Origin of the sequence: Streptomyces sp. NPDC001513, assembly GCF_042894695.1 — a bacterium.
Lineage (GTDB): Bacteria > Actinomycetota > Actinomycetes > Streptomycetales > Streptomycetaceae > Streptomyces.
Genome location: NZ_JBIAVU010000003.1, coordinates 1 through 23,112, shown reverse-complemented (window position 1 = coordinate 23,112; position 23,112 = coordinate 1). Strand labels below are relative to the sequence as shown.

Annotated in this window: 21 protein-coding genes, 1 other RNA gene and 1 pseudogene; 13 read left to right on the top strand and 10 right to left on the bottom strand. The window is 73.2% G+C overall.

Going from position 1 to position 23,112, the window contains the following annotated elements:
• Window positions 1-23 precede the first annotated feature (23 nt).
• From ACFYZ4_RS06695 to ACFYZ4_RS06685, 3 genes are read right to left on the bottom strand one after another with little or no spacing between them, the layout of a single operon-like run.
• Window positions 24-701 carry a PhzF family phenazine biosynthesis protein gene (locus ACFYZ4_RS06695; protein WP_390783267.1) on the bottom strand — a complete coding sequence of 226 codons (678 nt, stop codon included), beginning with the start codon at window positions 699-701 and terminating at the stop codon, window positions 24-26.
• 19 nt (window positions 702-720) lie between these two features.
• Entirely contained in the window at window positions 721-2,160 is a 1,440-nt protein-coding gene (locus tag ACFYZ4_RS06690; RefSeq protein ID WP_351301006.1) for an HtaA domain-containing protein, read from the bottom strand.
• Between the two features lie 56 nt (window positions 2,161-2,216).
• Complete coding sequence (locus ACFYZ4_RS06685) at window positions 2,217-3,593, bottom strand: HtaA domain-containing protein (RefSeq protein ID WP_390783266.1); 1,377 nt, start codon at window positions 3,591-3,593, stop codon at window positions 2,217-2,219.
• Between the two features lie 116 nt (window positions 3,594-3,709).
• On the opposite strand from ACFYZ4_RS06685, the gene ACFYZ4_RS06680 reads away from it, so the two are divergent.
• From ACFYZ4_RS06680 to efeU, 6 genes are all read left to right on the top strand, one after another.
• Window positions 3,710-4,726, top strand: coding sequence for a hemin ABC transporter substrate-binding protein (locus tag ACFYZ4_RS06680; protein ID WP_390783265.1), 1,017 nt, complete (start codon window positions 3,710-3,712; stop codon window positions 4,724-4,726).
• A gap of 1 nt (window position 4,727) precedes the next feature.
• Window positions 4,728-5,966, top strand: a complete 1,239-nt coding sequence (locus tag ACFYZ4_RS06675; RefSeq protein WP_390783264.1) for a FecCD family ABC transporter permease — start codon at window positions 4,728-4,730, stop codon at window positions 5,964-5,966.
• 44 nt (window positions 5,967-6,010) lie between these two features.
• Window positions 6,011-6,907 (top strand): heme ABC transporter ATP-binding protein, encoded by an 897-nt coding sequence (locus ACFYZ4_RS06670; protein ID WP_390783433.1) that lies wholly within the window; start codon window positions 6,011-6,013, stop codon window positions 6,905-6,907.
• Between the two features lie 210 nt (window positions 6,908-7,117).
• Complete coding sequence (gene efeO, locus ACFYZ4_RS06665) at window positions 7,118-8,272, top strand: iron uptake system protein EfeO (RefSeq protein ID WP_351301017.1); 1,155 nt, start codon at window positions 7,118-7,120, stop codon at window positions 8,270-8,272.
• Between the two features lie 28 nt (window positions 8,273-8,300).
• Entirely contained in the window at window positions 8,301-9,608 is a 1,308-nt protein-coding gene (gene efeB / locus ACFYZ4_RS06660) for an iron uptake transporter deferrochelatase/peroxidase subunit (RefSeq protein WP_390783263.1), read from the top strand.
• A gap of 24 nt (window positions 9,609-9,632) precedes the next feature.
• The gene (gene efeU / locus ACFYZ4_RS06655) at window positions 9,633-10,481 is read left to right on the top strand and encodes an iron uptake transporter permease EfeU (protein WP_390783262.1); all 849 of its coding nucleotides are present in this window, start codon (window positions 9,633-9,635) and stop codon (window positions 10,479-10,481) included.
• 4 nt (window positions 10,482-10,485) lie between these two features.
• Here efeU and ACFYZ4_RS06650 read toward each other — a convergent pair whose 3' ends face one another.
• Together ACFYZ4_RS06650 and ACFYZ4_RS06645 are read right to left on the bottom strand one after the other, a co-directional pair.
• A complete protein-coding gene (locus ACFYZ4_RS06650; protein ID WP_390783261.1) occupies window positions 10,486-11,055 on the bottom strand; it encodes a GNAT family N-acetyltransferase in 570 nt (189 codons plus the stop codon).
• A 246-nt stretch (window positions 11,056-11,301) separates the two neighbouring features.
• Complete coding sequence (locus tag ACFYZ4_RS06645) at window positions 11,302-12,168, bottom strand: PhzF family phenazine biosynthesis isomerase (protein ID WP_351304016.1); 867 nt, start codon at window positions 12,166-12,168, stop codon at window positions 11,302-11,304.
• Window positions 12,169-12,289: 121 nt separating this feature from the next.
• On the opposite strand from ACFYZ4_RS06645, the gene ACFYZ4_RS06640 reads away from it, so the two are divergent.
• Window positions 12,290-12,598 carry a hypothetical protein gene (locus ACFYZ4_RS06640; RefSeq protein ID WP_390783260.1) on the top strand — a complete coding sequence of 103 codons (309 nt, stop codon included), beginning with the start codon at window positions 12,290-12,292 and terminating at the stop codon, window positions 12,596-12,598.
• Between the two features lie 15 nt (window positions 12,599-12,613).
• Here the strand turns inward: ACFYZ4_RS06640 and ACFYZ4_RS06635 are convergent, their stop codons facing one another.
• A complete protein-coding gene (locus tag ACFYZ4_RS06635; protein WP_390783259.1) occupies window positions 12,614-13,375 on the bottom strand; it encodes an SDR family oxidoreductase in 762 nt (253 codons plus the stop codon).
• A 108-nt stretch (window positions 13,376-13,483) separates the two neighbouring features.
• Here ACFYZ4_RS06635 and ACFYZ4_RS06630 point away from each other — a divergent pair, with 108 nt between their 5' ends.
• Window positions 13,484-14,782: a Bcr/CflA family multidrug efflux MFS transporter gene (locus ACFYZ4_RS06630; protein WP_390783258.1), complete on the top strand. Its 1,299-nt coding sequence runs from the start codon at window positions 13,484-13,486 to the stop codon at window positions 14,780-14,782.
• Window positions 14,783-14,850: 68 nt separating this feature from the next.
• Window positions 14,851-15,867, top strand: coding sequence for a small ribosomal subunit Rsm22 family protein (locus tag ACFYZ4_RS06625; protein WP_390783257.1), 1,017 nt, complete (start codon window positions 14,851-14,853; stop codon window positions 15,865-15,867).
• A 3-nt stretch (window positions 15,868-15,870) separates the two neighbouring features.
• Here the strand turns inward: ACFYZ4_RS06625 and ddaH are convergent.
• A pseudogene (gene ddaH, locus ACFYZ4_RS06620) lies at window positions 15,871-16,689 on the bottom strand (dimethylargininase); the annotation flags it as partial.
• Between the two features lie 133 nt (window positions 16,690-16,822).
• Here ddaH and ACFYZ4_RS06615 point away from each other — a divergent pair.
• Window positions 16,823-17,434, top strand: a complete 612-nt coding sequence (locus tag ACFYZ4_RS06615) for a TetR/AcrR family transcriptional regulator (protein WP_351304030.1) — start codon at window positions 16,823-16,825, stop codon at window positions 17,432-17,434.
• A 170-nt stretch (window positions 17,435-17,604) separates the two neighbouring features.
• Window positions 17,605-18,354, top strand: coding sequence for a bifunctional DNA primase/polymerase (locus ACFYZ4_RS06610; protein ID WP_390783256.1), 750 nt, complete (start codon window positions 17,605-17,607; stop codon window positions 18,352-18,354).
• 146 nt (window positions 18,355-18,500) lie between these two features.
• Here the strand turns inward: ACFYZ4_RS06610 and yaaA are convergent, their stop codons facing one another.
• Entirely contained in the window at window positions 18,501-19,304 is an 804-nt protein-coding gene (yaaA, locus tag ACFYZ4_RS06605) for a peroxide stress protein YaaA (protein ID WP_390783255.1), read from the bottom strand.
• 102 nt (window positions 19,305-19,406) lie between these two features.
• Here yaaA and ACFYZ4_RS06600 point away from each other — a divergent pair, with 102 nt between their 5' ends.
• Window positions 19,407-20,849, top strand: a complete 1,443-nt coding sequence (locus ACFYZ4_RS06600; protein WP_390783254.1) for an RNB domain-containing ribonuclease — start codon at window positions 19,407-19,409, stop codon at window positions 20,847-20,849.
• On the opposite strand, the gene ACFYZ4_RS06595 is transcribed toward ACFYZ4_RS06600, so the two are convergent.
• The gene (locus ACFYZ4_RS06595) at window positions 20,846-21,682 is read right to left on the bottom strand and encodes a hypothetical protein (protein WP_390783253.1); all 837 of its coding nucleotides are present in this window, start codon (window positions 21,680-21,682) and stop codon (window positions 20,846-20,848) included. The two genes, ACFYZ4_RS06600 and ACFYZ4_RS06595, sit on opposite strands and share 4 nt — an antisense overlap.
• Complete coding sequence (locus tag ACFYZ4_RS06590) at window positions 21,679-22,413, bottom strand: MerR family transcriptional regulator (protein ID WP_351304655.1); 735 nt, start codon at window positions 22,411-22,413, stop codon at window positions 21,679-21,681. The genes ACFYZ4_RS06595 and ACFYZ4_RS06590 overlap by 4 nt, the downstream gene beginning before the upstream one ends.
• 77 nt (window positions 22,414-22,490) lie before the next feature.
• On the opposite strand from ACFYZ4_RS06590, the gene rnpB reads away from it, so the two are divergent.
• Window positions 22,491-22,892: RNase P RNA component class A (gene rnpB / locus ACFYZ4_RS06585), an RNA gene on the top strand.
• Window positions 22,893-23,112: the final 220 nt, after the last annotated feature.

Genomic DNA, 23,112 nt, shown 5'->3' with positions numbered 1-23,112 from the left:
GGCGGCAGCCTAGAGCCAAACGATCAGCCCAGGGGGCCGGCCGGAGTCACCGCCCGGGCGAAGCGGACGCGGCCGCCGATCTCTACGGTGCCGTCGGGGCCGGGGGCGGTGAGGATCTGGGAGCCGGCGCCCTGGGTGATGTTCAGGGCGCGGTTGAGCTGGGCCGTCAGCAGGATCGCCGCCGAGCCGGTGGCCTCGTCCTCGGCGATGACCCCGTCGGGTCGGCGCGGGAAGCCGCGCGCCCGCACGCGGCCCGCGGTCTCGTCCTCCCAGGCCCAGGCGTACAGCCAGCCCTCGCCCGGCGGCGGGGCCGGGAGCGCCTCGACCTCGGCGACGGATCCGTACTGCTCGGTGCGCTTGCCCTCGACCCACTCGGCGCGGGCCGTGATCCAGGTGAACTCCCCGTCGTCGCGGGCCCATACGGATCCGGCGGGCGGCTGGAGCTCCTCGATGTCGAGCAGCCACGCGACCCCGACCAGCGGATGTCCGGCGAAGGACATCCGCGTGCCGGGGGTGCGGATGTCGACGACCCCGCGCTCGGGGTCGTCGACGAACACCGTCTCGCTGTAGCCGAGTTCGGCGGCCAGCGCCTGCCTCGACGCGTCGTCGGGGCAGGTCCGGCCGTCGCGTACGACGCCGAGCAGGTTGCCGTACCGGCCGTCACCCGCGCAGAAGACCTTCAGCACGTCGAGATCGTTCACGCGGGAATTCAAGCACGGCTCAGACCTGGGCCGTACGCCGCCTGCGCGCGAGGAACAGCGCGCCCGCGCCGGCCGCGATCACCGCGCCGGAGGTGGTGAGCAGGGCCGCGGCCGGGATCTCGGCGCCGGTGTTGGCGAGGTTGCCGCCGACGGAGCCGCCGCCCACGCTGCCGCCCGTACCGCCGGTGCCCCCGGTGGTGCCGCCCGTACCTCCGGTGCCGCCCGTGCCGCCCGTGCCGCCGGTGGTGCCGCCCGTGGTCGTGGGAAGGGTGGCGTCCTTGTCCACGGCCACGGAGAAGGTGAGCGGGTCGATCGCGTCGCCCGCCTTGTACATGGAGCCGGTGGTGTCGTTGGCGAAGGTCGCCGCGCCGTCGGCGGTGAAGGCGGCCGGGACGGCGTTCAGCGTGAGCACGCCGTTCTTGGTCTTGTAGTCGGTCTTCGACAGGTCGAGCGTGGCGAAGGGGACGGCCGTCTTGCTGCCGGAGGCGTTCTTGACGTCCAGGTACAGGGTGCCGGTCTTGCCGGTTGCGTCGAGGCGGGGGTTGGCGAAGGTCATGTCGATGCCGTGGGCCGCGTACTGGAAGCGGAGGTTGCCCTCGAAGGAGGCGTTCAGCTTCTGCTTCTTGACGTCCAGCTCGCCCTTGCCGAAGGAGAAGTCGAAGAGGTCGCCGTTCTTGGCGGCCCCGCCGGCGGGGGTGATCGAGCCGGCGGCCAGCACGTACTTGCGGAAGGACTCCTTCACGCCCCACGTCAGCTTGCCGCTGAGGACCTTCTGCACGCCGTCGGCCGGAGCGGTGGGCGTCGGGGCGGTGGGCGTGGGCTGCGTGGGGGTGGGCTTCGTCGGGGTGGGCTCGGGGTCCGGGGTGGGCTGCTTGAACTCCAGCTTCGCGGTGAGCGGGTCGCCCGCCTTGTTCTCGTAGCCCGGCGAACCGAGCGCGTCGGCCGCCTCCTTGGTGAGCGTGGTCGCCAGGCCGGTCATCGCCTGGCCGGCGAAGGCCACCTTGGCCAGCGGCACGTCCTGCGTGGTCGTGCCGGACTTGGTGACGTCCGCGGTGAGGTTCTTGGTGCCGGTGTCGATACGGATGTCCGAGAGCTTGACCTCGAAGCCGTGGCCGGTCGGCGGGGCGGGCGAGGAGAAGGTGACGCTGCCCTTGAAGGCCGCCTTCACCACGTGGCCGCCGGCCGGGTCGTACTGGCCGGTCGGCTCGACGAAGCGCAGCGTGCCGTCCTCGTTCTGCTTGGCGCCGTCCGCCACGGTGATGGCGCCCTTGGCCATGCCGGTCACGTAAGCCCGGTAGCTCGCGAGCACACCCCAGTCGAGGGAGCCGCCGATGATCTCCATCGGCTGGGTCGGGGGCCCTCCGGCGGCCTGGGCGGGCAGGACGAGGGCGGTGGTGCCGAGCGCGGCGGCGGTGAGGACGGCGGCCGCGAGGGAGATCGGGCGGCGGATGGACGACATGGCTGGGAACTCCTGGGGGACACGAAGGAAGGGGAAAGGGAGAGGAAGGGAGGGAACTACTCGACGGTGGCGGCCGTACGCCGCCTGCGGACCACCAGGAAGACGGCGCCGCCGGCCAGGACCAGTACGGCCACGGCCAGGGCGATGAACAGCCCGGCAGGGGAGGACTCCTCGGCCTTCGCCGCGGGGGCGGGTTCGACGGCCGTCGGGGCGGGCGCGGGCGAGGCGGTGGAGCCCAGGTCGGGCAGGGCCGGCAGCTTCGCGGTGGCGTCGAGGGCGACGGCGAGCGAGACGGGGTCCATCTCGGTGCCCGCCTTGTACATGGAGTTGAAGGCCTGCGATCCGCCCTCGGTGAGGACGGCCGGGGCTTCGGTCAGCGTGGCCAGCCCGCCCTCGGTCTTCAGGCCCTTGGCGTCGAACTCCACCAGCGGGACGGCGTTCTTCGTCTCGCTGCCGGTGGTCACGTCCGCGGAGAGCACGCCCTTGCCGTTCTCCACCTTGACGCTCACCTTGCCGAGCTTGAGGTCCAGATGGGCGCCGGTGAACTGGACGGTGCCGGCGAAGGCCGCGTCAAGAGTGCCTTTCCCGCCGTCGTACGCGCCCTTGCCCTGCGGGAAGCGGAACAGCGCGCCGCCGTCCTGGGCGCCCTCGGCGAGGGTCCACTTGCCCTGGCCGACCGAACCGGTGACGTACTCGCGGAAGGTGCGGCGCACCCCCCAGTCGACGGCGGCGTCGGCGAAGGCGCCCTGCGCCTGCGGGGTCTGCTCGCTGGCGCCCGGCTGCGGGGTCGCCGACGGCGAGGGCTCCGCGGCCGGGGCCGCCTTGACGTCGGCGGAGAGCGAGACGGGGTCGAGCTGCGTGCCGGCCGCGTAGTAGCCGGCGAAGGCCTGGGCGCCCTGCGCGGTGAGGGTGGCCGGGACGTTGGTGAGGGTCAGCGGGCTGGCGCCGCCCTTCATGTTGATGCCGCCGAGGCCGAGCGTAGCGAAGGGCACCTGGGACTGGTTGCTGACCGCGCCGGTGTCCTTGGCCTTGCTGGAGACGTCCACGTACAGGGTGCCGCTACCGCCGCTGATCTTGACGGTGGGGCGGCTGACGGTCATGTCCAGCTCGTAGACTCCGTCGGACTTCTGGTGTCCCTGGAAGGTCACCCCGCCCGAGTAGGAGGCCTCGAAGGTGCCGGACGCCGGGTCGTAGGAGCCGGCCGCCGAGTGGAAACGGAACAGACTGCCGCCGACCGTGGCGGCTCCGCTCTTCAGCTTGAAACTGCCTTTCGCGACCGGACCGGTGACATAACTCTGGAAAGACGATTTGATACCCCAGTCGAGTCGACCGCCCTGCACGGTGCCCGCCCGGGCGGCGGTGGCCGGGAGCAGGACTCCCAGCAGGGCCGCCAACAGCGTGACGGCGAACGCGCGGACGGGTCTAGCGGACATGAACGTCCCCTCCTGGGTATGGCTAAGCAAGGTTAGGCTAACCTAAGCTACCCACGGCCGGGTACGTAACCCCCCGGTCCCCAGAACCTCAGTCGGACGATCAGGACGGTGCCTTCGTGCCTACGCCCGCCGCGTCACACCGCATTCCCCGCCTCGCGCTTGCCGTGGCAGCACTGGCACTCGCACTGACGGGCTGCGGAGGTACGGCCACCACCCCGGGCTCATCCGCCCCCACCACAGCCGCCGTTCCGGACCGAGTGGAACCACTCGCCACGGCGCCGCAGTCCGCACTGCCGGTGACGGTGCCCTCGGCCGACGGCGCCCAGGTCACCGTCACCTCCGCGGACCGCGTCGTCCCGCTGACCGGCAGCCTCAACGAGATCGTCTACACCCTGGGCCTCGGCAGGCAGGTCGTCGCCCGGGACATCACCGCCACCTTCGAACAGGCCGCCGACCTGCCGGTGGTGACACGTGGCCACGACGTCTCCGCCGAGAGCGTCCTGTCGCTGCGCCCGACCCTCGTCATCGCGGAGACCACCAGCGGCCCCGCGGAGGCGATCCAGCAGATCCGCGACGCGGGCATCCCCGTCCTCGTCGTCGCCCCGGCCAAGTCCCTGGACGACGTACCGAAGCGCATCGACACGGTCGCCGGCGCCCTGGGCGTCAAGGACGCGGGCACCCAGCTCAACCAGCGCACCGCGGAGCGGATCGCAGCCGTCCGCAAGGGCATCCCGGCCACCTCCGGCAAGCAGCCCCGCGTCGCCTTCCTCTACCTCCGCGGCACCGCCTCCGTGTACCTGCTGGGCGGCTCGGACTCCGGCGCGGCGTCCCTGCTGGAGGCGGCCGGCGCGGTCGACACCGGCAAGGAGTCCGGGCTCGGGAAGGACTTCACCCCGATCACGAGCGAGGCCCTCGCGGCCGCCGCCCCCGACGCGATCCTGGTCATGTCCAAGGGCCTCGAATCGGTCGGCGGCATCGACGGCCTGGTCAAGATCCCGGGCGTCGCCCAGACCCCGGCGGGCATGGACCGCCGCGTGGTCACCGTCGACGACGGCGTCCTCCTCAACTACGGCCCCCGCACCGACCAGGTACTGACCTCCCTGGTCACCCAGCTCTACGGCAAGGCCGCCTGAGATGACCCTGCCCTACGATTCCCCGCGGGCCGGATCCCCCGCCGATGCGGGCGAGCCCGACGAAGCGTCTGCCGTCGAAGTGCCGGAGGCGCCCGAGCCCTGCGGGCGGCCTTCCCCGACCCACCCCTTCCCGAAACTGGGGCTCCGCCCCAGACCCCGCTCCTCAAACGCCGGAGAGGCTGGATCGGTTCGGGCGGAGCCCGGGGCCCCGCGCGGCCGTAGAGCTCTCTGGCTCACCGCCGCCCTCGTCGCCACGCTCCTCCTCCTCGCCCTCGTCTCCGCCGGCACCGGCGCCTACCGCATCCCCACCCCCGACGTACTCGCCTCCGTCCAGCACCGCATGGGCCTCGGCGGAGCCCCCCTCGACCGGGTCGGGGAGAGCGTGCTGTGGAACGTACGCCTCCCCCGCGTCGTCCTCGCGCTGCTCGTCGGCGCCAGCCTCGGCTGCGCCGGCGCGCTCATGCAGGGCGTCTTCGGCAACCCCCTCGCCGAGCCCGGCGTGATCGGGATCTCGGCCGGCGCCGCCGTCGGCGCGGTCGCCGCCATCGGCCTCGGCCTCAGCTTCTTCGGCAACTGGACGATCACCGTCTGCGCGTTCGTCTCGGGCCTGATCACCGTCAGCTCCGTCTACCTCCTCTCCCGCAACGGCGGGAAGACCGAGGTCGTCACGCTCATCCTGACCGGCATCGCCGTCAACGCCTTCGCCGGCGCCCTCATCGGCCTGTTCGTCTTCTTCGCGGACAGCGGCCAGGTCAACCAGATCACCTTCTGGCAGCTCGGCTCCCTCGCCCAGGCCACCTGGCCCAAGGTGCTCGCCGTCCTGCCCTGCGCCGTCGCCGGCCTGCTGATCGCCCCGTTCTACGCCCGCCGCCTCGACCTGCTCTCCCTCGGCGAACGCCCGGCCCGCCACCTCGGCGTCGAGGTCGAGCGGCTGCGCCTGTCCCTGATCCTGGTCGTCGCCCTGCTGACCGCCGCCGCCGTCGCCGTCGCCGGTGTCATCACCTTCATCGGCCTGCTCGTCCCGCACCTGCTGCGCATGGCCAACGGCCCCGGCCACCGCTTCCTCGTCCCCGGCAGCGCGCTCGCCGGAGCCGTGGTCCTCGTCGCGGGCGACCTCGCCGCCCGGACCCTCGCCCAGCCCGCCGAGCTGCCGCTCGGTGTGCTGACCGCCCTGATCGGCAGCCCCTTCTTCTTCTGGCTGCTGCGCCGCACCCGCCGCAAGCAAGGAGGCTGGGCGTGACCAGCAGTGTGACCAGCAGCGCGACCAGCGACGCGACGAGCAACCTGACCCGCAGACTGGCCGGGCTGCTCGCCCGCAACAAGCGCACCCTCCCGTCCCGCCCCACCCCCGGCACGCCCCTCGCCGAGATCGTGGACCTGCACGTCCGCCTCGGCGCGCGCGAGGTCCTCTCGGGCATCGACCTCACCGCCCGCTCCGGCGAGGTGCTGGCGCTGGTCGGCCCCAACGGCGCCGGCAAGTCCACCCTGCTGGCCGCACTCGCCGCCGACCTGCCCGCCGCCTCCGGGGAGGTCCGGATCGACGGCCGCCCGGTGGGCGACTGGAGCGCCCCGGATCTCGCGCTGCGCCGCTCCGTGCTCCCCCAGTCGGCCGCACTGTCGTTCCCCTTTCCGGTGGAGGACGTGGTCCGGATGGGCCGCGCCCCCTGGGCCGGCACCCACCTCGCCGACGCCGACGAGGAGGCGGTGGCGGCCGCCATGGCCGCGACCGAGGTGACGGACTTCGCCTCGCGCCCCTTCTCCGCCCTCTCCGGCGGCGAGCGGGCCCGGGTCGCACTGGCCCGCGTACTGGCCCAGCGGGCCCCGCTGCTGCTGCTCGACGAGCCCACCGCCGCCCTCGACCTGCGCCACCAGGAGCTCGTGCTGCGCATCTGCCGGGAGCGGGCCGCGGCCGGGGACGCGGTGGTCGTCGTCCTGCACGACCTGGGCCTGGCCGCCGCCTACGCGGACCGGGCGGCCGTCCTGCACGACGGCCGGATCGCGGCGGCCGGACCGCCCGCCGAGGTGTTCGAGGACGCCTTGCTCAGCCGGGTCTACCGGCAGCCGGTGGAGGTGCTCCCCCACCCGCGCACCGGGGCCCCGCTGGTGGTCCCCGTCCGCACGGCGGAGCCTTCCGCCATCCCGGCCAAGCCTTCCGCAGTGCGGAACGAACAGCCCGTCTGAGCCCGTCTTGACCGTGGCTTGACCCGGCCATGGGGCTGCCGTGGAGGGTCCGTGACGGCTCCGTGTCCGGCCGCCACCCCCCGCGAGAAGGTGAGAGCTGAATCACTGGACGGGTGGGTATGGCTCAGGTAAGCCTCGGTTAAGTTAGGTCCGCCTCACTGGCCTCTCCCCCTTGGGACGGCCCCTTCGTCCGACGCCCAGGAGCCCCGTATGCGCCCCGCCCGCCTCACCGTCATCGCCGCCGCCTCCGTCGCGGCCGCTCTGACCGCCGTCACCGGCTGCTCGCAGAAGAGCGACGCGGGTGGCGACGACGTGATCAAGGTCGCGGCCTCCGACAGCGCCTGCGACGTGTCGAAGACGGAGTTCCCGTCGGGCAAGGTGCAGATCGACGTCGAGAACAAGGGCTCGAAGGTCACCGAGGTCTACGTCCTCTTCCCGGACGCCCGCATCGTGACCGAGCGCGAGAACATCGGCCCCGGCACCAAGGCCTCCATCACCGCCGAGATCAAGGCGGGCGACTACGAGATCGTCTGCAAGCCCGGCATGAAGGGCGACGGCATCGCCAAGAAGGTCAAGGCCACCGGCAAGGGCGCCGCCGAGGAGAAGCGCAGCCCCGAGGCGGACGCCGCGGTCGCCGCCTACCGCGCCTACGTGGTCGCGCAGGCCGAGGAGACCCTCCCCAAGGCCCAGGCCTTCGCCGACGCGGTCAAGGCCGGCGACATCGAGGGTGCCAAGAAGCTGTACGCCGCCTCCCGCATCGGCTGGGAGCGCACCGAGCCGGTCGCCGAGTCCTTCGGCGACATCGACCCCAAGGTCGACGTCCGCGAGGACGGCCTGGAGGCCGGCCAGGACCCGGCGAAGGACTGGACCGGCTGGCACCGCCTGGAGAAGGCCCTCTGGGCCGACAACAAGATCGGCGACGACGAGAAGAAGCTCGCCGACACCCTGATGGCGGACCTGGCCGACTGGCAGAAGAGGGTCGGCACGGCCGAGATCACCACCAGCTCGATGGCCAACGGCGCCAAGGAGCTCCTCGACGAGGTCGCCACCGGCAAGGTCACGGGCGAGGAGGAGCGTTACTCCCGCACCGACCTGGTCGACTTCAAGGCCAACATCGAGGGCGCGGAGAAGGCGTACGAGCTGCTGAAGCCGATCGCCACGAAGAACGACCCGGAGCTCGCCAAGCAGCTGGACACCCAGTTCGCGGCGATGACGGTGCTGCTGGACAAGTACCGCGCGGACAAGGCGTCCTACGAGTTCACCTCGTACGACAAGCTCGGCGACGCGGAGAAGAAGGAGCTCTCGGACGCGGTCAGCGCCCTCGGTGAGCCGCTCTCCAAGCTCGCCGCCGCGGTCACGAAGTAACGGCAGAAGAGGCAGGCGGGAGAGCACCATGACCGAGTCGCACGCGCAGTCGGAGCCGGAGTCGGAGCCGACGGCGCCCGAGCCGCAGCAGACGGCCGACACGTCCCCGGCCGCGCCCTCGCGGCGCGCCGTCCTGGGCTGGGGCGGTGCCGGGCTCGCGCTCGGCGCCGCCGCGGCCGGCGGTGCGGTGGCCGCCTTCGGCGACGGGTCGGACATGGTCTCCGCCGCGGCCGCCGGGAGTGCCGTCCCCTTCCACGGCGAGCACCAGGCCGGTATCGCGTCCGCCGTGCAGGACCGCCTGCACTTCGCGGCCTTCGACGTGAAGACGAAGAGCCGCGAGGAGCTGGTCCGGCTCCTCAAGGAGTGGACCGAGGCGGCCCGCCGCATGACGGCCGGCCAGCCGGTCGGCGAGGGCGGCTTCGGCGGCCTCCCGGAGGCCCCGCCGGACGACACGGGCGAGGCGCTGGGTCTGAAGGCCTCCCGCCTCACCCTGACCGTCGGTTTCGGTCCGGGCCTGTTCGCGAAGAACCGGTTCGGCCTGGAGGGCAAGCGCCCCGAGGCGCTGATCGACCTGGAGCTGTTCCCCGGCGACAACCTGGACCCGGCCCGCTCCGGCGGCGACCTGTGCGTCCAGGCCTGCGCCGACGACCCGCAGGTCGCCGTGCACGCCATCCGCCAGCTCGCCCGCATCGGCTTCGGCAAGACCGCGGTGCGCTGGTCCCAGCTGGGCTTCGGCAAGACCTCGTCGACCACGCCCGACGAGCAGACCCCGCGCAACATGATGGGCTTCAAGGACGGCACCCGGAACATCTCGGGCACCGACAAGGAAGCCCTGGACAAGCACGTGTGGGTCGGCGCGGGCGACGGCAGCGACTGGCTGACCGGCGGCTCCTACCTGGTGGCCCGGCGGATCCGGATGAACATCGAGATCTGGGACCGCACCCCCCTCCAGGAGCAGGAGGACATCTTCGGCCGCGACAAGGGCGAGGGTGCCCCCGTCGGCAAGTCCAAGGAGCGCGACGAGCCCTTCCTGAAGGCCATGAAGCCGGAGGCGCACGTCCGCCTGGCGCACCCGGACACCAACAACGGTGCGACGATCCTGCGCCGCGGCTACTCCTTCACCGACGGCACGGACGGTCTGGGCCGCCTCGACGCGGGCCTGTTCTTCCTCGCCTACCAGCGGGACGTGCGCAAGGGCTTCGTCCCGATCCAGCGGAGCCTGGCGAAGTCCGACGTTCTCAACGAATACATCCAGCACGTGGGTTCGGCCGTCTTCGCCGTCCCGCCGGGCGTCCGCGACAAGGACGACTGGTGGGGCCGGACGCTGTTCGCGTAGTCCCCGCCGGAGAGGAACAACGCCGTGTTCGGCAACTATCTGATCGGCCTGCGCGAGGGGCTGGAGGCCAGCCTGGTCGTCTGCATCCTCGTCGCGTACCTGGTGAAGACCGAGCGCCGGGACGCCCTGCGTCCCGTGTGGATCGGCATCGGGATCGCCTGCGCGCTCTCGCTCACCTTCGGCGCGATGCTCGAATTCGGCACCCAGGAGCTGACCTTCGAGGCGCAGGAGCTCCTCGGCGGCAGCCTGTCCATCATCTCGGTGGGCCTGGTGACGTGGATGGTCTTCTGGATGAAGCGCACCGCGCGGCATCTGAAGGCCGAGCTGCACGGCAAGCTCGACGCGGCCCTCGCCATGGGCACGGGCGCGCTGGTCGCCACCGCCTTCCTGGCCGTCGGCCGCGAGGGCCTGGAGACCGCGCTGTTCGTGTGGGCGTCGGTACGGGCCAGCGGCGAGGGCTCCTCGGCCCCGCTGATCGGCGTGCTGCTGGGCATCGCCACGGCGATCGTGCTGGGCTGGCTGTTCTACCGCGGCGCCCTGAAGATCAATCTGGCGAAGTTCTTCAAGTGGACCGGCGCCATGCTGGTGGTCGTGGCCGCGGGCGTGCTCGCGTACGGGGTCCACGACCTCCAGGAGGCCCGCTTCCTGGGCGGCCTGGGCGACAAGGCCTTCGACATCACGGCGACGATCCCGCCGGACAGCTGGTACGGGACGCTGCTCAAGGGCGTCTTCAACTTCCAGCCGGACCCGACCGTCCTGCAGCTCACGGTGTGGGCGCTGTACCTGGTCCCCGTGCTGGTGCTGTTCTTCCTCGACCGCAGCCGCCCGGCCAGCCCGAAGCCGCAGCCCGCGGACGCCGCGCCCGCGGGCTGACCGCTCACCACAGCCGGTCGGTGTGCCCGGGGTGGAGCGGGACGCGGACGCCGGTGAAGGCCGCGCGGTCCCGGCCCGGGTCGTCCGTGAAGAAGTCCGCCAGCACCACCTTGTCGAAGCCGGGGGCATCGGTGGCGAGCGGCTCCGGGTCGTCGGGGGCGCCGCCCACCAGCACCGTGCCGGGCAGCTGCGCGAAGCCGGCCGCCTCGTAGAAGGGGGCCAGCGGGCGGTCGCAGCTGAACAGGACCAGGTCCACGGCCGGGTCCGCCGCGAGCTCGGCGCGGGCCGCCGCCACCAGCCGCGCCCCGCAGCCCCGGCCGCGCAGCGCGGGCCGGGTCACGACCGCGCTCAGCCCGGCCGCGCGGTAGGTCCGCCCCGCGAGCCGGATCTCCTTGAACAGCAAGGCGAGCGAGGCGGCGACGGCGCCGTCCGCGTCCAGCAGGAGCAGCGCCCGCGGAGCCAGGGCCGGATCATGCCCAGGCTCCGCCCCGGGCCAGGCCGCGTCCTCCAGCTCCGCGACCCCCCGCCGCAGCCCTGCGGGCAGCTCAGCCTCGGCAAATCCGACCACCCTCATGGGCGCACCTCCCGACTCGCCTGCGGCGCCGTTCCCAGGGGCTCCGCCCCCGGACCCCCGCTCCTCAAACGCCGGCGAGGCTGAAATATCCAGCCCCTCCGGCGTTTGAGGAGGGGGGGTCCCCCCGGACGGAGTCTGGGGGAGGGTCTGGGGCGGAGCCCCAGGAAGCCGGGCCGCACGGGCCGTTCTCCGTGTGGGTCTGGGCGGACGCCCGGGCGTCGGGACCGGCGGGGCCGACATGCGCCGTCACGGGAGGCGGATGCCTTCGCCGCCCACCCTGACCCGGGGGTCACCGGCGCGGAGTTCGACCGTGAGGATCCCCGGGCGGCCCATGTCCTCGCCCTGGTGGAGGGTGAGCACGGCGTCCGCCGGGACCAGCCCGAGCTCCCGCGCGTACGCGCCGAACGCGGCCGCCGCGGCCCCCGTGGCCGGGTCCTCGACGACGCCGCCGACCGGGAAGGGGTCCCGTACGTGGAACTCCGCCGGGCCCGCCCGGTGCACCAGCTGGACCGTCGTGAGGTCCAGACGCCGCATCAGGGCCTCCAGCCGGGCGAAGTCGTACGCGAGGTCCGCGAGTCGCGCCCGGCTGGCCGCACCGAGCACCAGGTGGCGGGCTCCGGCGTAGGCGATCCGGGGCGGGAACGCCGGGTCCAGGTCCCCCACCGGCCAGTCCAGCGCGGCCAGCGCCTCGGCGAGGTCGTCCGAGCCGATCTCCTCGATGTGCGGCTCGACGCTGGTCAGCGTGGCCCGCAGCCGCCCGCCTTCCTCGGCGGTGACGGACACCGGCACGGTGCCCGCCCGCGTCGCGAGGAGCAGTTCGCCCGGACCGATCCGCTCGGCCAGCGCCACGGCCGTGGCCACGGTGGCGTGCCCGCAGAAGGGGACCTCCGCCTTGGGGCTGAAGTACCGCACGGTGAAGGACCGGCCCGCCGGGCCGCCGAGCCCCTCGGGCGGTGCGGTCAGGAAGGCGGTCTCGCTGTACCCCAGGCGGGCGGCGATCGCGAGCATCGCGCCGTCGTCCAGCCCGGCCGCGTCGAGCACGACCCCGGCGGGGTTGCCGCCGGCGGGGTCGTGGGAGAAGGCCGTGTAGCGCAGTACCTCGGTAACGGTCATGCGGCCATGATCGTGCGGAGCACCGTGCGGGTCCAGGCCTTTCGGGCCCGACGGAGTGGACGGCTCCGCGCTGGGTACGAGCGGGGCGACCGGCACACGCACCGCGAGAACGGGGACGACGATGACCGAGCACCCCGACGAGGCCGCCGTGGAGGCCGCCCACGAGCCGCACGACCCGGCCCCGGGAGAGCGCACCGCCGTCGACCGGGTCCGCGCCGAGGCCGTCGGGATGGGGCACCACCAGGTGGAGGCCGAGCTCGAGGCGGCGCGCGCGGCGGCCGCCGACCCGGCCGTGGTCGCCGAGTGGGAGCGCATCGAGGAACACCTGGCCGCGCACCGGGGCCCGTACGCCCCGGACGCCGACCCGTTCCTCCAGGGCCGGCTCGCGGCCCGCGCACAGCACGGGACCGACGCGCCGGAGCCGGCCTAGGCCGGAAGAGCCGGCCTAGCCCCGCCCGATGTACGGCATCGACGTCGCCATCACCGTCGCGAACTGCACGTTGGCCCCCAGCGGGAGTTCCGCCATGTGCAGGACCGTACGGGCCACGTCGGCGGCGTCCATCACCGGTTCGACGACCAGCTGCCCGTTGGCCTGGAGGATGCCGGTCTGCATCCGCTCGGTCATCTCGGTCGCCGCGTTGCCGATGTCGATCTGGCCGCAGGCGATCCGGTACGGACGTCCGTCCAGCGACAGGGACTTCGTCAGGCCCGTCATCGCGTGCTTGGTCGCGGTGTAGGCGATGGAGTTCGGGCGCGGCACGTGCGCCGAGATGGAGCCGTTGTTGATGATGCGGCCGCCCTGCGGGTCCTGCCGCCTCATCTGCCGGAAGGCGGCCTGCGCGCACAGGAAGGCGCCGGTCAGGTTGACGTCCACGACCGAGCGCCAGGCCTCGTAGGTGATGTCCTCCAGCGGGACCCCGCCCGGGCCGAAGGTGCCGGCGTTGTTGAACAGCAGGTCGAGGCGCCCGTAACGGGCCCGCACTGACTCGAACAGCGCAGTCACGTCGTCCGGGTCGCTGACGTCCGCCCGTACGCACAGCACGTCGGCGTCGGATCCGGCCGCGGCGGCGGTCTGTTCGAGCGGCTCGGTCCGGCGGCCCGCGACGGCCACGGACCAGCCCGCCGCGGCCAGGGTCAGCGCCACGGAGCGGCCGATTCCGGAGCCGGCGCCGGTGACCACGGCGATCTTCTTCGTACTTTCGTCCATGGGCCCGCAGGGTACGTCACACGGCCGCCCGGTCCCGGGACGTTCCGATTGCTGAGAGCATGGGTCGGTCAGGGGTGCGTAAAGCAGATGAGCAGACTGGAGTTCCGCATGTCGGAGAGAGGCCCCGCGACGGCACCCTCGCACGACTCGTCGCCCGAATCGCCCTCCGCCCCCGTCACCACGAAGCCCCTGACGGCAGCACGCCGCACGGGGCTTCTCGTCACCTTCATACTCGGGGGGCTCACCGCCCTCCCCCCGCTGTCCATGGACATGTACCTGCCGGCCCTGCCGCAGGTCACCGATGCCCTGAACAGCCCCGCCGCGACCGTCCAGCTCACCCTGACGGCCTGCCTCGCCGGCATGGCCCTGGGCCAGCTCGTGATCGGCCCGATGAGCGACAAGTGGGGCCGGCGCCGGCCCCTGCTCGCCGGCATGGTCGTCTACGTCCTGGCCACCGCGATCTGCGCCCTCGCGCCGACCGCCGAGCTGCTGATCTCCTTCCGGCTCCTCCAGGGCCTGGCCGGCGCCGCCGCGATCGTCATCGCACGGGCCGTCGTACGCGACCTGTACGACGGCGACGAGATGGCCCGCTTCTTCTCCACCCTGATGCTCATATCCGGGGCCGCCCCGATCATCGCCCCGCTCATCGGCGGCCAGGTGCTGCGCTTCGCCGACTGGCGGGGCGTCTTCGTCGTCCTCACCGGCGTCGGCACGGTCCTCACCCTGATGGTCTGGCGCAGCCTCGGCGAGACCCTGCCGCCCGAGCGGCGGCACACCGGCGGCGTCGGCTCCGCCCTGCGGACCATGCGCGGGCTGCTCGGCGACCGCGTCTTCGCCGGCTACACCCTGACCGGCGGCTTCGCCTTCGCCGTGCTCTTCTCGTACATCTCCGCCTCCCCCTTCGTGGTGCAGGAGATCTACGGGGCCTCGCCCCAGGCCTTCGCCCTGCTCTTCGGCCTGAACTCCGTCGGCCTGATCCTCGTCGGCCAGGTCAACGGCAAGCTGCTGGTCGGCCGGGTCAGCCTGGACAAGGTCCTGGCCGTCGGCCTCGCGACCATCACGGCGGCGGCGGTGGCCCTGCTGCTGATGTCGACGGGGGTGTTCGGCGAGGTCGGGCTGACCCCGATCGCCGCCGCGCTGTTCGTCCTGATGTCGGCGATGGGCGTGGTCCTGCCGAACACCAACGCCCAGGCCCTGATGCGCACCCCGCACGCGGCGGGCTCGGCCTCCGCGCTCCTCGGCACGTCCTCGTTCCTGATCGGCGCGATCGCCTCGCCGCTGGTGGGCATCGCGGGCGAGGACACGGCCGTCCCGATGGCACTGGTCCAACTGGTCTGCGCCCTCCTCTCCCTGACCGCCTTCCTGGGCCTCTGCCGCCCGTGGAAATCCGGCCCCGCCGGCGTCTGAGGCGGGGGGCCCCGGACGGAGTCTGGGGGAGGGTCGGGGGCGTTCCGCTCGCGACATAAACTTCGCAGGTGAACGCCTCCGCCCCCACCACCGCCGAGACCCTCCGCCACACGCTCGGCGGGCTGCTCGACGGCCTCCCGCCCAAGCAGGCCGCGGCCGCCGTCGAGCGGCTCATCGCCAGCTACCGGGGGCAGACCCCGACCGACGCCCCCGTCCTGCGCGACCGCTCCGACGTGGCGGCGTACGCGGCGTACCGGATGCCCGCCACCTTCGAGGCGGTACGGGCGGCCCTGGACGGCCTGGCCGAGGCGGCGCCGGACTGGGCGCCGGGCTCGCACGTGGACGTGGGCGGCGGCACGGGCGCCGCGACCTGGGCGGTGGACGCCACCTGGGACGGCCCGCGGCAGACCACGGTGCTGGACTGGGCGGAGCCGGCGCTGAAGCTCGGCCAGGAGCTGGCGCGCGCCTCGGCCTCGCCGGTGCTCCGCGCGGCGGACTGGCGGCGGGCCGTCATCGGCTCCGGCCTGTCCCTGCCCGACGCCGACCTGGTGACGGTCTCGTACGTGCTGGGCGAGCTGACCCCGCAGGCCCGTACCGCGGTGGTCGCCGAGGCGTCGCGGGCCGGGCAGGCGGTGGTGCTGATCGAGCCGGGCACGCCGGAGGGCTACCTCCGCATCCGCGAGGCCCGCGACCAGCTGATCGCGGCCGGGCTGCGGGTCGCCGCCCCGTGCCCGCACGACGGGACCTGTCCGATCGAGGTCGGTCAGGACTGGTGCCACTTCTCGGCGCGGGTCAGCCGGTCCTCCCTGCACCGGAAGGTCAAGGGCGGCTCACTCCCGTACGAGGACGAGAAGTTCAGCTACGTCGCCGCGACCCGCTTCCCGGTGGAGCCGGCCGCTTCCCGGATCACCCGAAGGCCGCAGATCCGCAAGGGGCTCGTCCTGCTGGAGCTGTGCGGCCCGCAGGACGGCGAGGGGGCGGGCCTGACCCGGGTCAACGTGACCAAACGCCACGGCGACCTCTACAAGGCGGCGCGGGACGCCGACTGGGGCCAGGCCTGGCCGCCCCCCTCCGAAGACGACTAGGACCTAGGGCCGCAGCTCCTGCGTGCAGCACTTCACGCTGCCGCCGCCCTTGAGCAGTTCGCCCAGATCCATCGGGATCGGCTCGAACCCCCGGTCCCGCAGCGGCTCCAGCAGGCCGGTGGCCGCCTGCGGGAGCAGGACGTGCCGGCCGTCGGACACCGCGTTCAGGCCGAGGGCGGCCGCGTCCCGGCCGTCCGCGATCAGGGCGTCCGGGAAGAGGCGTCTGAGCACGCCCTGGCTGCCGGGCGAGAAGGCGTCGGGGTAGTACATGATCTCGTCGCCGTCGAGGACGCTGAGCGCCGTGTCCAGGTGGTAGTAGCGCGGGTCCACCAGGTCGAGGCCGATGACGGGCCGGCCGAAGAACTCCTGGGCCTCGTCGTGCGAGAGCGGGCTGGAGCGGAAGCCCCGGCCGGCCAGGATGTAGGTGGCCGTGACCGCGAAGTCGCCCTCGCCCTCGTTGACGTGGGACGGCTCGTGGACGTCCTGGAAGCCGTGGCCGCGGAACCAGTCGAGGTGGATCTCGGCCTCGGCGGCCCGTTCCGGGTAGGCGAACCGGGCGCCGAGCACCCGTCCGTCGACGACGAGGGCCCCGTTCGCCGCGAACACCATGTCGGGCAGCCCGGGGTCGGGTACGAGGGTCTCGACGGTGTGGCCGAGGGCGCGGTAGCGGTCCCTCAGGTCTTCCCACTGGGCGTGTGCGAGGGGCAGGTCCACCGGTTTCGTGGGATCCATCCACGGATTGATGGAGTACGTGACCTTGAAGTGTGCGGGTGGGCACATCAGGTAGCGCCGGGGTGTGGCGTCTCTGCGCAAAGAAGGCTCCTCACGACTTTCACGACTCTGGACGAGTACGGAAGAGAATCGTCTCTCCTCCCGCTGGACGACACAGTGAACTGACCGGGTGGTTTACGCAACCATAGGAAGACGAGACGTCTCGCATTGATAGGTTCGGGCCATGACCAAGACCCCTGACGCCACCCGCCGCAGCGACCGCTCCCGGCGCGCCATCCTCGACGCCGCGCTCGCCCTCGTCGGGGAGGTCGGCTACAACAAGCTGACCATCGAGGCCATCGCCGCCCGCGCGGGCGTCGGCAAGCAGACCATCTACCGCTGGTGGCCGTCGAAGGCCGCCGTCCTCCTCGACGCCTCGCTCGCCCTCGCCGGCGACGCCGAGACGGAGGGCCAGTGGACCGGCTTCCCCGACACCGGGGACCTCGCCGCCGACCTGAAGTACGTACTGCGCGCCACGGTCGACGAGTTCAACGACGAGAAGTACGAGGCCCCCGCGCGCGCCCTGACGGCGGCCGGGGCCACCGACCCCGAACTCGGCGCCCGCTTCACCGAGCAGCTGCTGGAGCCGCAGCTCGCCCTTTACGAGGCTCGGCTGCACACGGCCCGGGAGGCCGGCCAGCTCGCACCGGACACCGATCTGCGGCTGACGGTCGAGATGCTGCTCGGGCCGCTGACGTACCGCTGGCTGCTGCGCACCGCACCCCTGACGCACGCTTACACGGACGCGCTGGTGGACCGGGTGCTGGGCGGGGTGGCCAACGTCACCGCCCGCTAGCCGCCCGACGGCCGGCGACCACCCGAGAGGATTCATCCCGTTCCTGCCGATATCTAATGGTTTGCCGGTCACTCATCCCCGGCCCCCGGTCGTCAAGAGCGGTCACCCGGGGCGCAGGATGGTGGGACGATGTGAAGGTCCGCCGGGGATACGGTGAGGTGAGGGGATAGATGGGGTCTGAGTCCGGCCGCGTCAAACGCGGCGAGCAGAGCAGGATTTCCCAGTGGCTGCGCCGGCGCCAGAAACCCACCACCGAGGACCCCGCACGCGAGCGCGAGGCGCTCCTCCTGGCCGTCGCCGCCGCCGGTCTGCCGCTCGCCCCCGCCGCCCATCCCGCCGGCTACCGATGTTCGTGCGACAGGATCGGCTGTCCGACGCCCGCACGGCACCCCATCTCCTTCGCCTGGCAGACCCAGTCGACCACCGACCGCGCACAGGTCGAACGCTGGGCGCGCAACCAGCCCCAGGCCAACTTCATCACCGCGACCGGCATGGTCCACGACGTGCTCGACGTCCCGCTGGAAGCCGGCGCCGCCGCACTGGCCCGCCTGCTGGAGGCCGGGATCGAGGTCGGCCCCGTCGCCGAGTCCGGCGGCACCGGCGAGCAGGCCCGCATGCTCTTCTTCACCGCCACCCGCGGCACCCCCGAGGACGAGGACGAGTGGTGGCCGTGCGAACTGGACTGCCATCCCGAGACGATGGACGAACACCCGGGGCTGCGCTGGCACTGCCGCGGCAGCTACGTCCTGGTCCCGCCGGCGGCCCTCCCCGGTGACCTCGCGGTGACGTGGCTGCGCGGCATGGAGCACCCGCTGCCGGACCCGCTGACGCTCCTGGAAACGCTGACGGACGCCTGCGCCACTTACGCGGGTACCGCGAATCTGACCCCGGCCGCCGTCGCCTGGCCCCTGGGCCACTAGCCGGGCTCCGCCCGGCCTTGGGGCTTCCGCCCCACACCCCGCGCCTCAAACTCCCCCAGCTACCGCTGGGAGGTGCCCCCAGGCGGGGCTGGATATGGCTGATGCCACCGGCGAGGCTGAAATGCCCAGCCTCGCCGGCGTTGGTCTCAATGGTGGATCTGGGTGACGACCACGTCGAGGGACCAGGCCTTGCCCGGCTTCGTGGGGGGCTCGGCCTCGACGACGTAGTCCAGGTCGCGCAGGGCCGTGACCAGCTCGGCGGGCGACGCCGGGGCGGCCCCCGCGAGCAGCAGGTCACGCACCAGGCGACCCTTCGTCGCCTTGTTGAAGTGGCTCACCACCGACCGCTTCTCCACCCCGTCCACCACCTGCGAGTGCAGCACCCGCACGGTCGCCGTCCGCCCCGCCACCTCGCCCTTCGGCTTCCACGCGGCCGCGTACGCCGAGGACCGCAGGTCCAGGACCAGCCCCTCGCCCGCCGCCTCGGGCATGACGGAGGCCATCGGCCCCCGCCAGTACGCGCCGAGCGCGCCCAGCGCCGGCAGCTTCACGCCCATCGAGCAGCGGTACGAGGGAATCCGGTCGGTGATCCGCACCGCGCCCCACAGCCCCGAGAACACGAGCAGCGCGTCCTCCGCGCGGCCCCGCGCCGCCGCGGGCAGGTCGGCCAGGCCCAGCGCGTCGTACAGCACGCCCGTGTAGATCTCCCCCGCCGGCCGGGCCACCGCCGAGCGCAGCTCCACGTTCTTCGCGACCTCGCCCCGCAGGCCCTCGCTCAGCCCCAGCACCTCGCGCGCCTTGAGCTCGTCGCCCGCGCACAGCTCGACCAGTTCCTCCAGCACCGCCGCACGGGCCGGGGCCAGACCGGGCAGCGACAGGGACTCCGGCTTCAGCGGTGCGCCGGAGCCGCCGGCGGCCTTTCCTTCGGACGGCGGCAGCAGCACGAGCACGGTGGTTCTCCTTCAATACGACACGGCGCAGGGGATGCGGCCCCCCGGCCAGGGTAGACGGCTCGCCGTGCCGTCCGGGCCGCCCGACCATAGGCTCGGTCCATGCCACGCCGTCAGATGCACATGACCGGCGCAGACGGGGCTGCTCTGCGGGCCGCGCTGCGTGAACTGCGGACGGAGCTGGGAGTGCCCGCGCACTTCCCGGCGGCGGTCCTCGCCGAGGCCGAGCACGCGGCCGCGCACCCCCGCCTCCCCGACCTGGACAGCACCGACATCCCCCTCTTCACCATCGACCCGCCGTCCTCCGTCGACCTCGACCAGGCCATGCACCTGGCGAAGCGCCCCGCCGGCGGCTACCGCGTCCACTACGCCATCGCCGACGTCGCCGCCTTCGTCACCCCCGGCGGCCCGCTCGACGCGGAGGCCCACCGGCGCGTCACCACCCTCTACTTCCCCGACGAGCGGATCCCGCTGCACCCGGCCGTGCTCTCGGAGGACGCGGCCAGCCTGCTGCCCGACCGCACCCGCCCCGCCCTGCTGTGGCGCTTCGACCTGGACCCCGACGGCCGGGTGGAGACCGCCGACGTGCGGCGGGCCCTCGTCCGCAGCCGCGCCAAACTCGACTACGACCGCGTCCAGAAGGCCATCGACAGCGGCACGGCCGAGGAGCCGCTGGCCCTGCTGCGGGACATCGGCCGGCTCCGCGAGGCCCTGGAACAGGAGCGCGGCGGCATCTCGCTCAACGTGCCCGAGCAGGAGGTCGTCGAGCACGACGGCACGTACTCCCTGGCCTACCGCGCCCCGCTCCCCGCGGACGGCTGGAACGCGCAGCTCTCCCTGATGACCGGCATGGCCGCGGCCGATCTGATGCTGGCCACCGGCACGGGCATCCTCCGTACGCTGCCGAGCGCCCCCGACGGCGCCGTCGGCCGGCTCCGGCGGGCGGCGAAGGCCCTGCGGATCGACTGGCCGCACCACGTCCCGTACGCCGAACTCGTACGCTCCCTCGATCCGCACCGCCCCGCCCACGCCGCCTTCCTCCAGGAGTGCACGGCCCTGCTGCGCGGCGCGGGCTACACCGTCTTCACCGGCGGCGAGACCCCCGACCCGGCGATCCACTCCGCGGTGGCGGCCCCGTACGCCCACTGCACCGCGCCGCTGCGCCGACTCGCCGACCGGTACGCCGGCGAGCTCTGCGTGGCGGCGGTCGCCGGGGCCGAGCCTCCGCAGTGGGCAGTGGCGGCCCTGGACGCGCTCCCCCGGGAGATGGCGGAGGGCACCCGGCTGGCGAACACCGTCGAGCGGGAGTCCGTGGACCTCGTCGAGGCGGCCGTGCTGAAGGACCGCGTCGGCGAGACCTTCGAGGCCACGGTCATCGACGTCAACGACCACGAGCCGCTGGTCGGCACGGTCCACCTGGAGGACCCGGCGGTCGTCGGACGCATCGAGTCCGCCACGCTGGCGCTGCCGCTGGGCGACCGCATCCGGGTCCGGCTGACGGAGGCCGACCCGGGCACGGCGAAGATCCTCTTCGCGCCCGCCTAGGACGTGGCCGGCTGCCGGCGCAGGGCGGTGACCAGCGCACGCGGATCGTCGGCGTGGAAGCGCACCGTCCGCGCCTCGGCGGTGGCGCCGAGCGGGCGGGTGAAGCGCACCGGCCGGTTCAGCTCCAGGGTCACCGTGGTCTGGCTGCCGACGATCAGGTCGAGCACCCCGTCCTCCGACAGCGTGACCAGCCGGCCCTCGGGGTAGCGGCGCTCCACCCGGACCGAGGCCACCGCGTCCGGCGGTACGGCGAGGTCGAAGAGGGCTCCGTAGCGGATCAGCAGGGACCCGTCCGGGCGGACCACGTGCGGCCGGGTGACGCAGGCGGCATGCAGGGCGAGCACGATCAGGATCCCGTACACGTCGAGCACGAGCACCACCCTGTGGACGGCCGGCCAGGGGATGAGGAAGGCCAGGGCCACCGTCTCCACCACCGACACGAAGAGCATCCCGTACATCATGGCCGTCTGCGGCCCCGTGTACGCGACGGCCAGGTCACCGGGGCGCACCCCGTGCCGCCTGCGCACCGTCCACCTGCCGAGGGCGGCGAGGGCGTGCAGCTCGTGCCGCAGCAGCCGCCGTACCTGGACCGGGACCACGGCCCGCACGGCCTCCCGCCGGGCCTCCCCGCGCCCGGCCCCGCGGGCCCGCCCGGCGGCGTAGAGCCCGTGCAGCACCCAGGCCTCCAGCAGCAGCACGGCGACGAGCACCACCTCGGTGGCGGCGAGCGCCCAGCCGGGCACGCGCACCCCGGCCGCCAGGCACACCACGAGCCCCAGCTCCGCCGGGACCACGGCGGTGACGGCGATCCGCGCCGCCCGTATGCGGGTCATCCCCGCCCCCTCTCGATGAACGCCTCCATGACGCGGCGGACGACCTCCGCCTGCGCGGGCGCGTACTCGGCGAGCAGCGCCTCCTTGAACCCGGCCACGACCGTCCCGTCGGTGGGGATCGCGGCGAACACCTCATCGGGGACGGACGCCACGAGCTCCGCCGCCAGCGCCGGGATCCGCGGATCGTCCACGGGGGCGTCGGCGAGCTCGTCGAGGCGCTCGTACAGGACGAGCACGGCGGGGTCCGCGGCGAGCGGCCCGAGAGCGGCGTAGACCTCCTGGCCGCCCGCGCCCGCCGCGTCGAGGAGGATCAGGTGCTCACGGTCCTTGGCCGCGGTCGGGGAATCGGTCGCGGGCGCCTTCGCCAGCAGTTCGGCGAGCGCGGGCGACAGGGGCTCGCCCTCCCCCGGCCCGGCGGCGAGCAGCACCGCGAGCCGCCGGCGGCGCTCCGCGATCTCGGCCTCCTGCCGGGCCAGGTCGGCGTCGAGCTCTTCGAGTACGTCGGCCAGTTCGCGCCCGGCGTCGTCCGCGAGCACGTCGCGCACCTCGTCGAGGCTCAGCCCGAGCTCGGTGAGGCGGCGTACGCGGGCGAGCAGGACGGCGTCGCGGACGCTGTAGGCCCGATATCCGTTGGGGCGCCGCTCCGGCTCCGGGAGCAGCCCGACATGGTGGTAGTGCCGGATCGCCCGGGTGGTGACCCCGACGACCGCGGCGATCTCTCCGATCCGCATGAGCCCAGTAGAAACCCTGCCGTTGCGTCAAGGTCAAGCGCGGCCGTCGCCCCGGGTAACATGTCCACCACGGCAGACGAGTCGGCCGGGCGGCCGCGTCGGGATCCTCGGATCCCGCCGAGGAACGTCCGGGCTCCACAGGGCAGGGTGGTGGGTAACGCCCACCCGGGGTAACCCGCGGGACAGTGCCACAGAAAACAGACCGCCGGGGACCTCGGTCCCCGGTAAGGGTGAAACGGTGGTGTAAGAGACCACCAGCGCCTGAGGTGACTCAGGCGGCTAGGTAAACCCCACCCGGAGCAAGGTCAAGAGGATCCGTCTCCGGACGGGTCTGCGCGAACGCTTGAGGGCTGCCCGCCCGAGTTCGCGGGTAGACCGCACGAGGCCGGTGGCAACACCGGTCCTAGATGGATGGCCGTCTCCCCGGCGACCGCGAGGTCTCCGGGCGACAGAACCCGGCGTACAGGCCGACTCGTCTGCCCTTCCCTCCGGGGGCTCGGCCCCAGCCCCCGCGCCTCAATCGCCGGCGAGGCTGGAAACCGGGGCCCGGCCCGAACCCCGCTCCTCAAACGCCGGAGGGGCTGAATTGGTGCGGCGAAGCCGAATGGTGCAGCCAGGCCGGGGTGAAATGCCGCCGCGGCCGGGATCGAACCGGGCCGGTTGGGCCGGGGTCGGGTGTGTGTCGGGGTGATCCCCGCA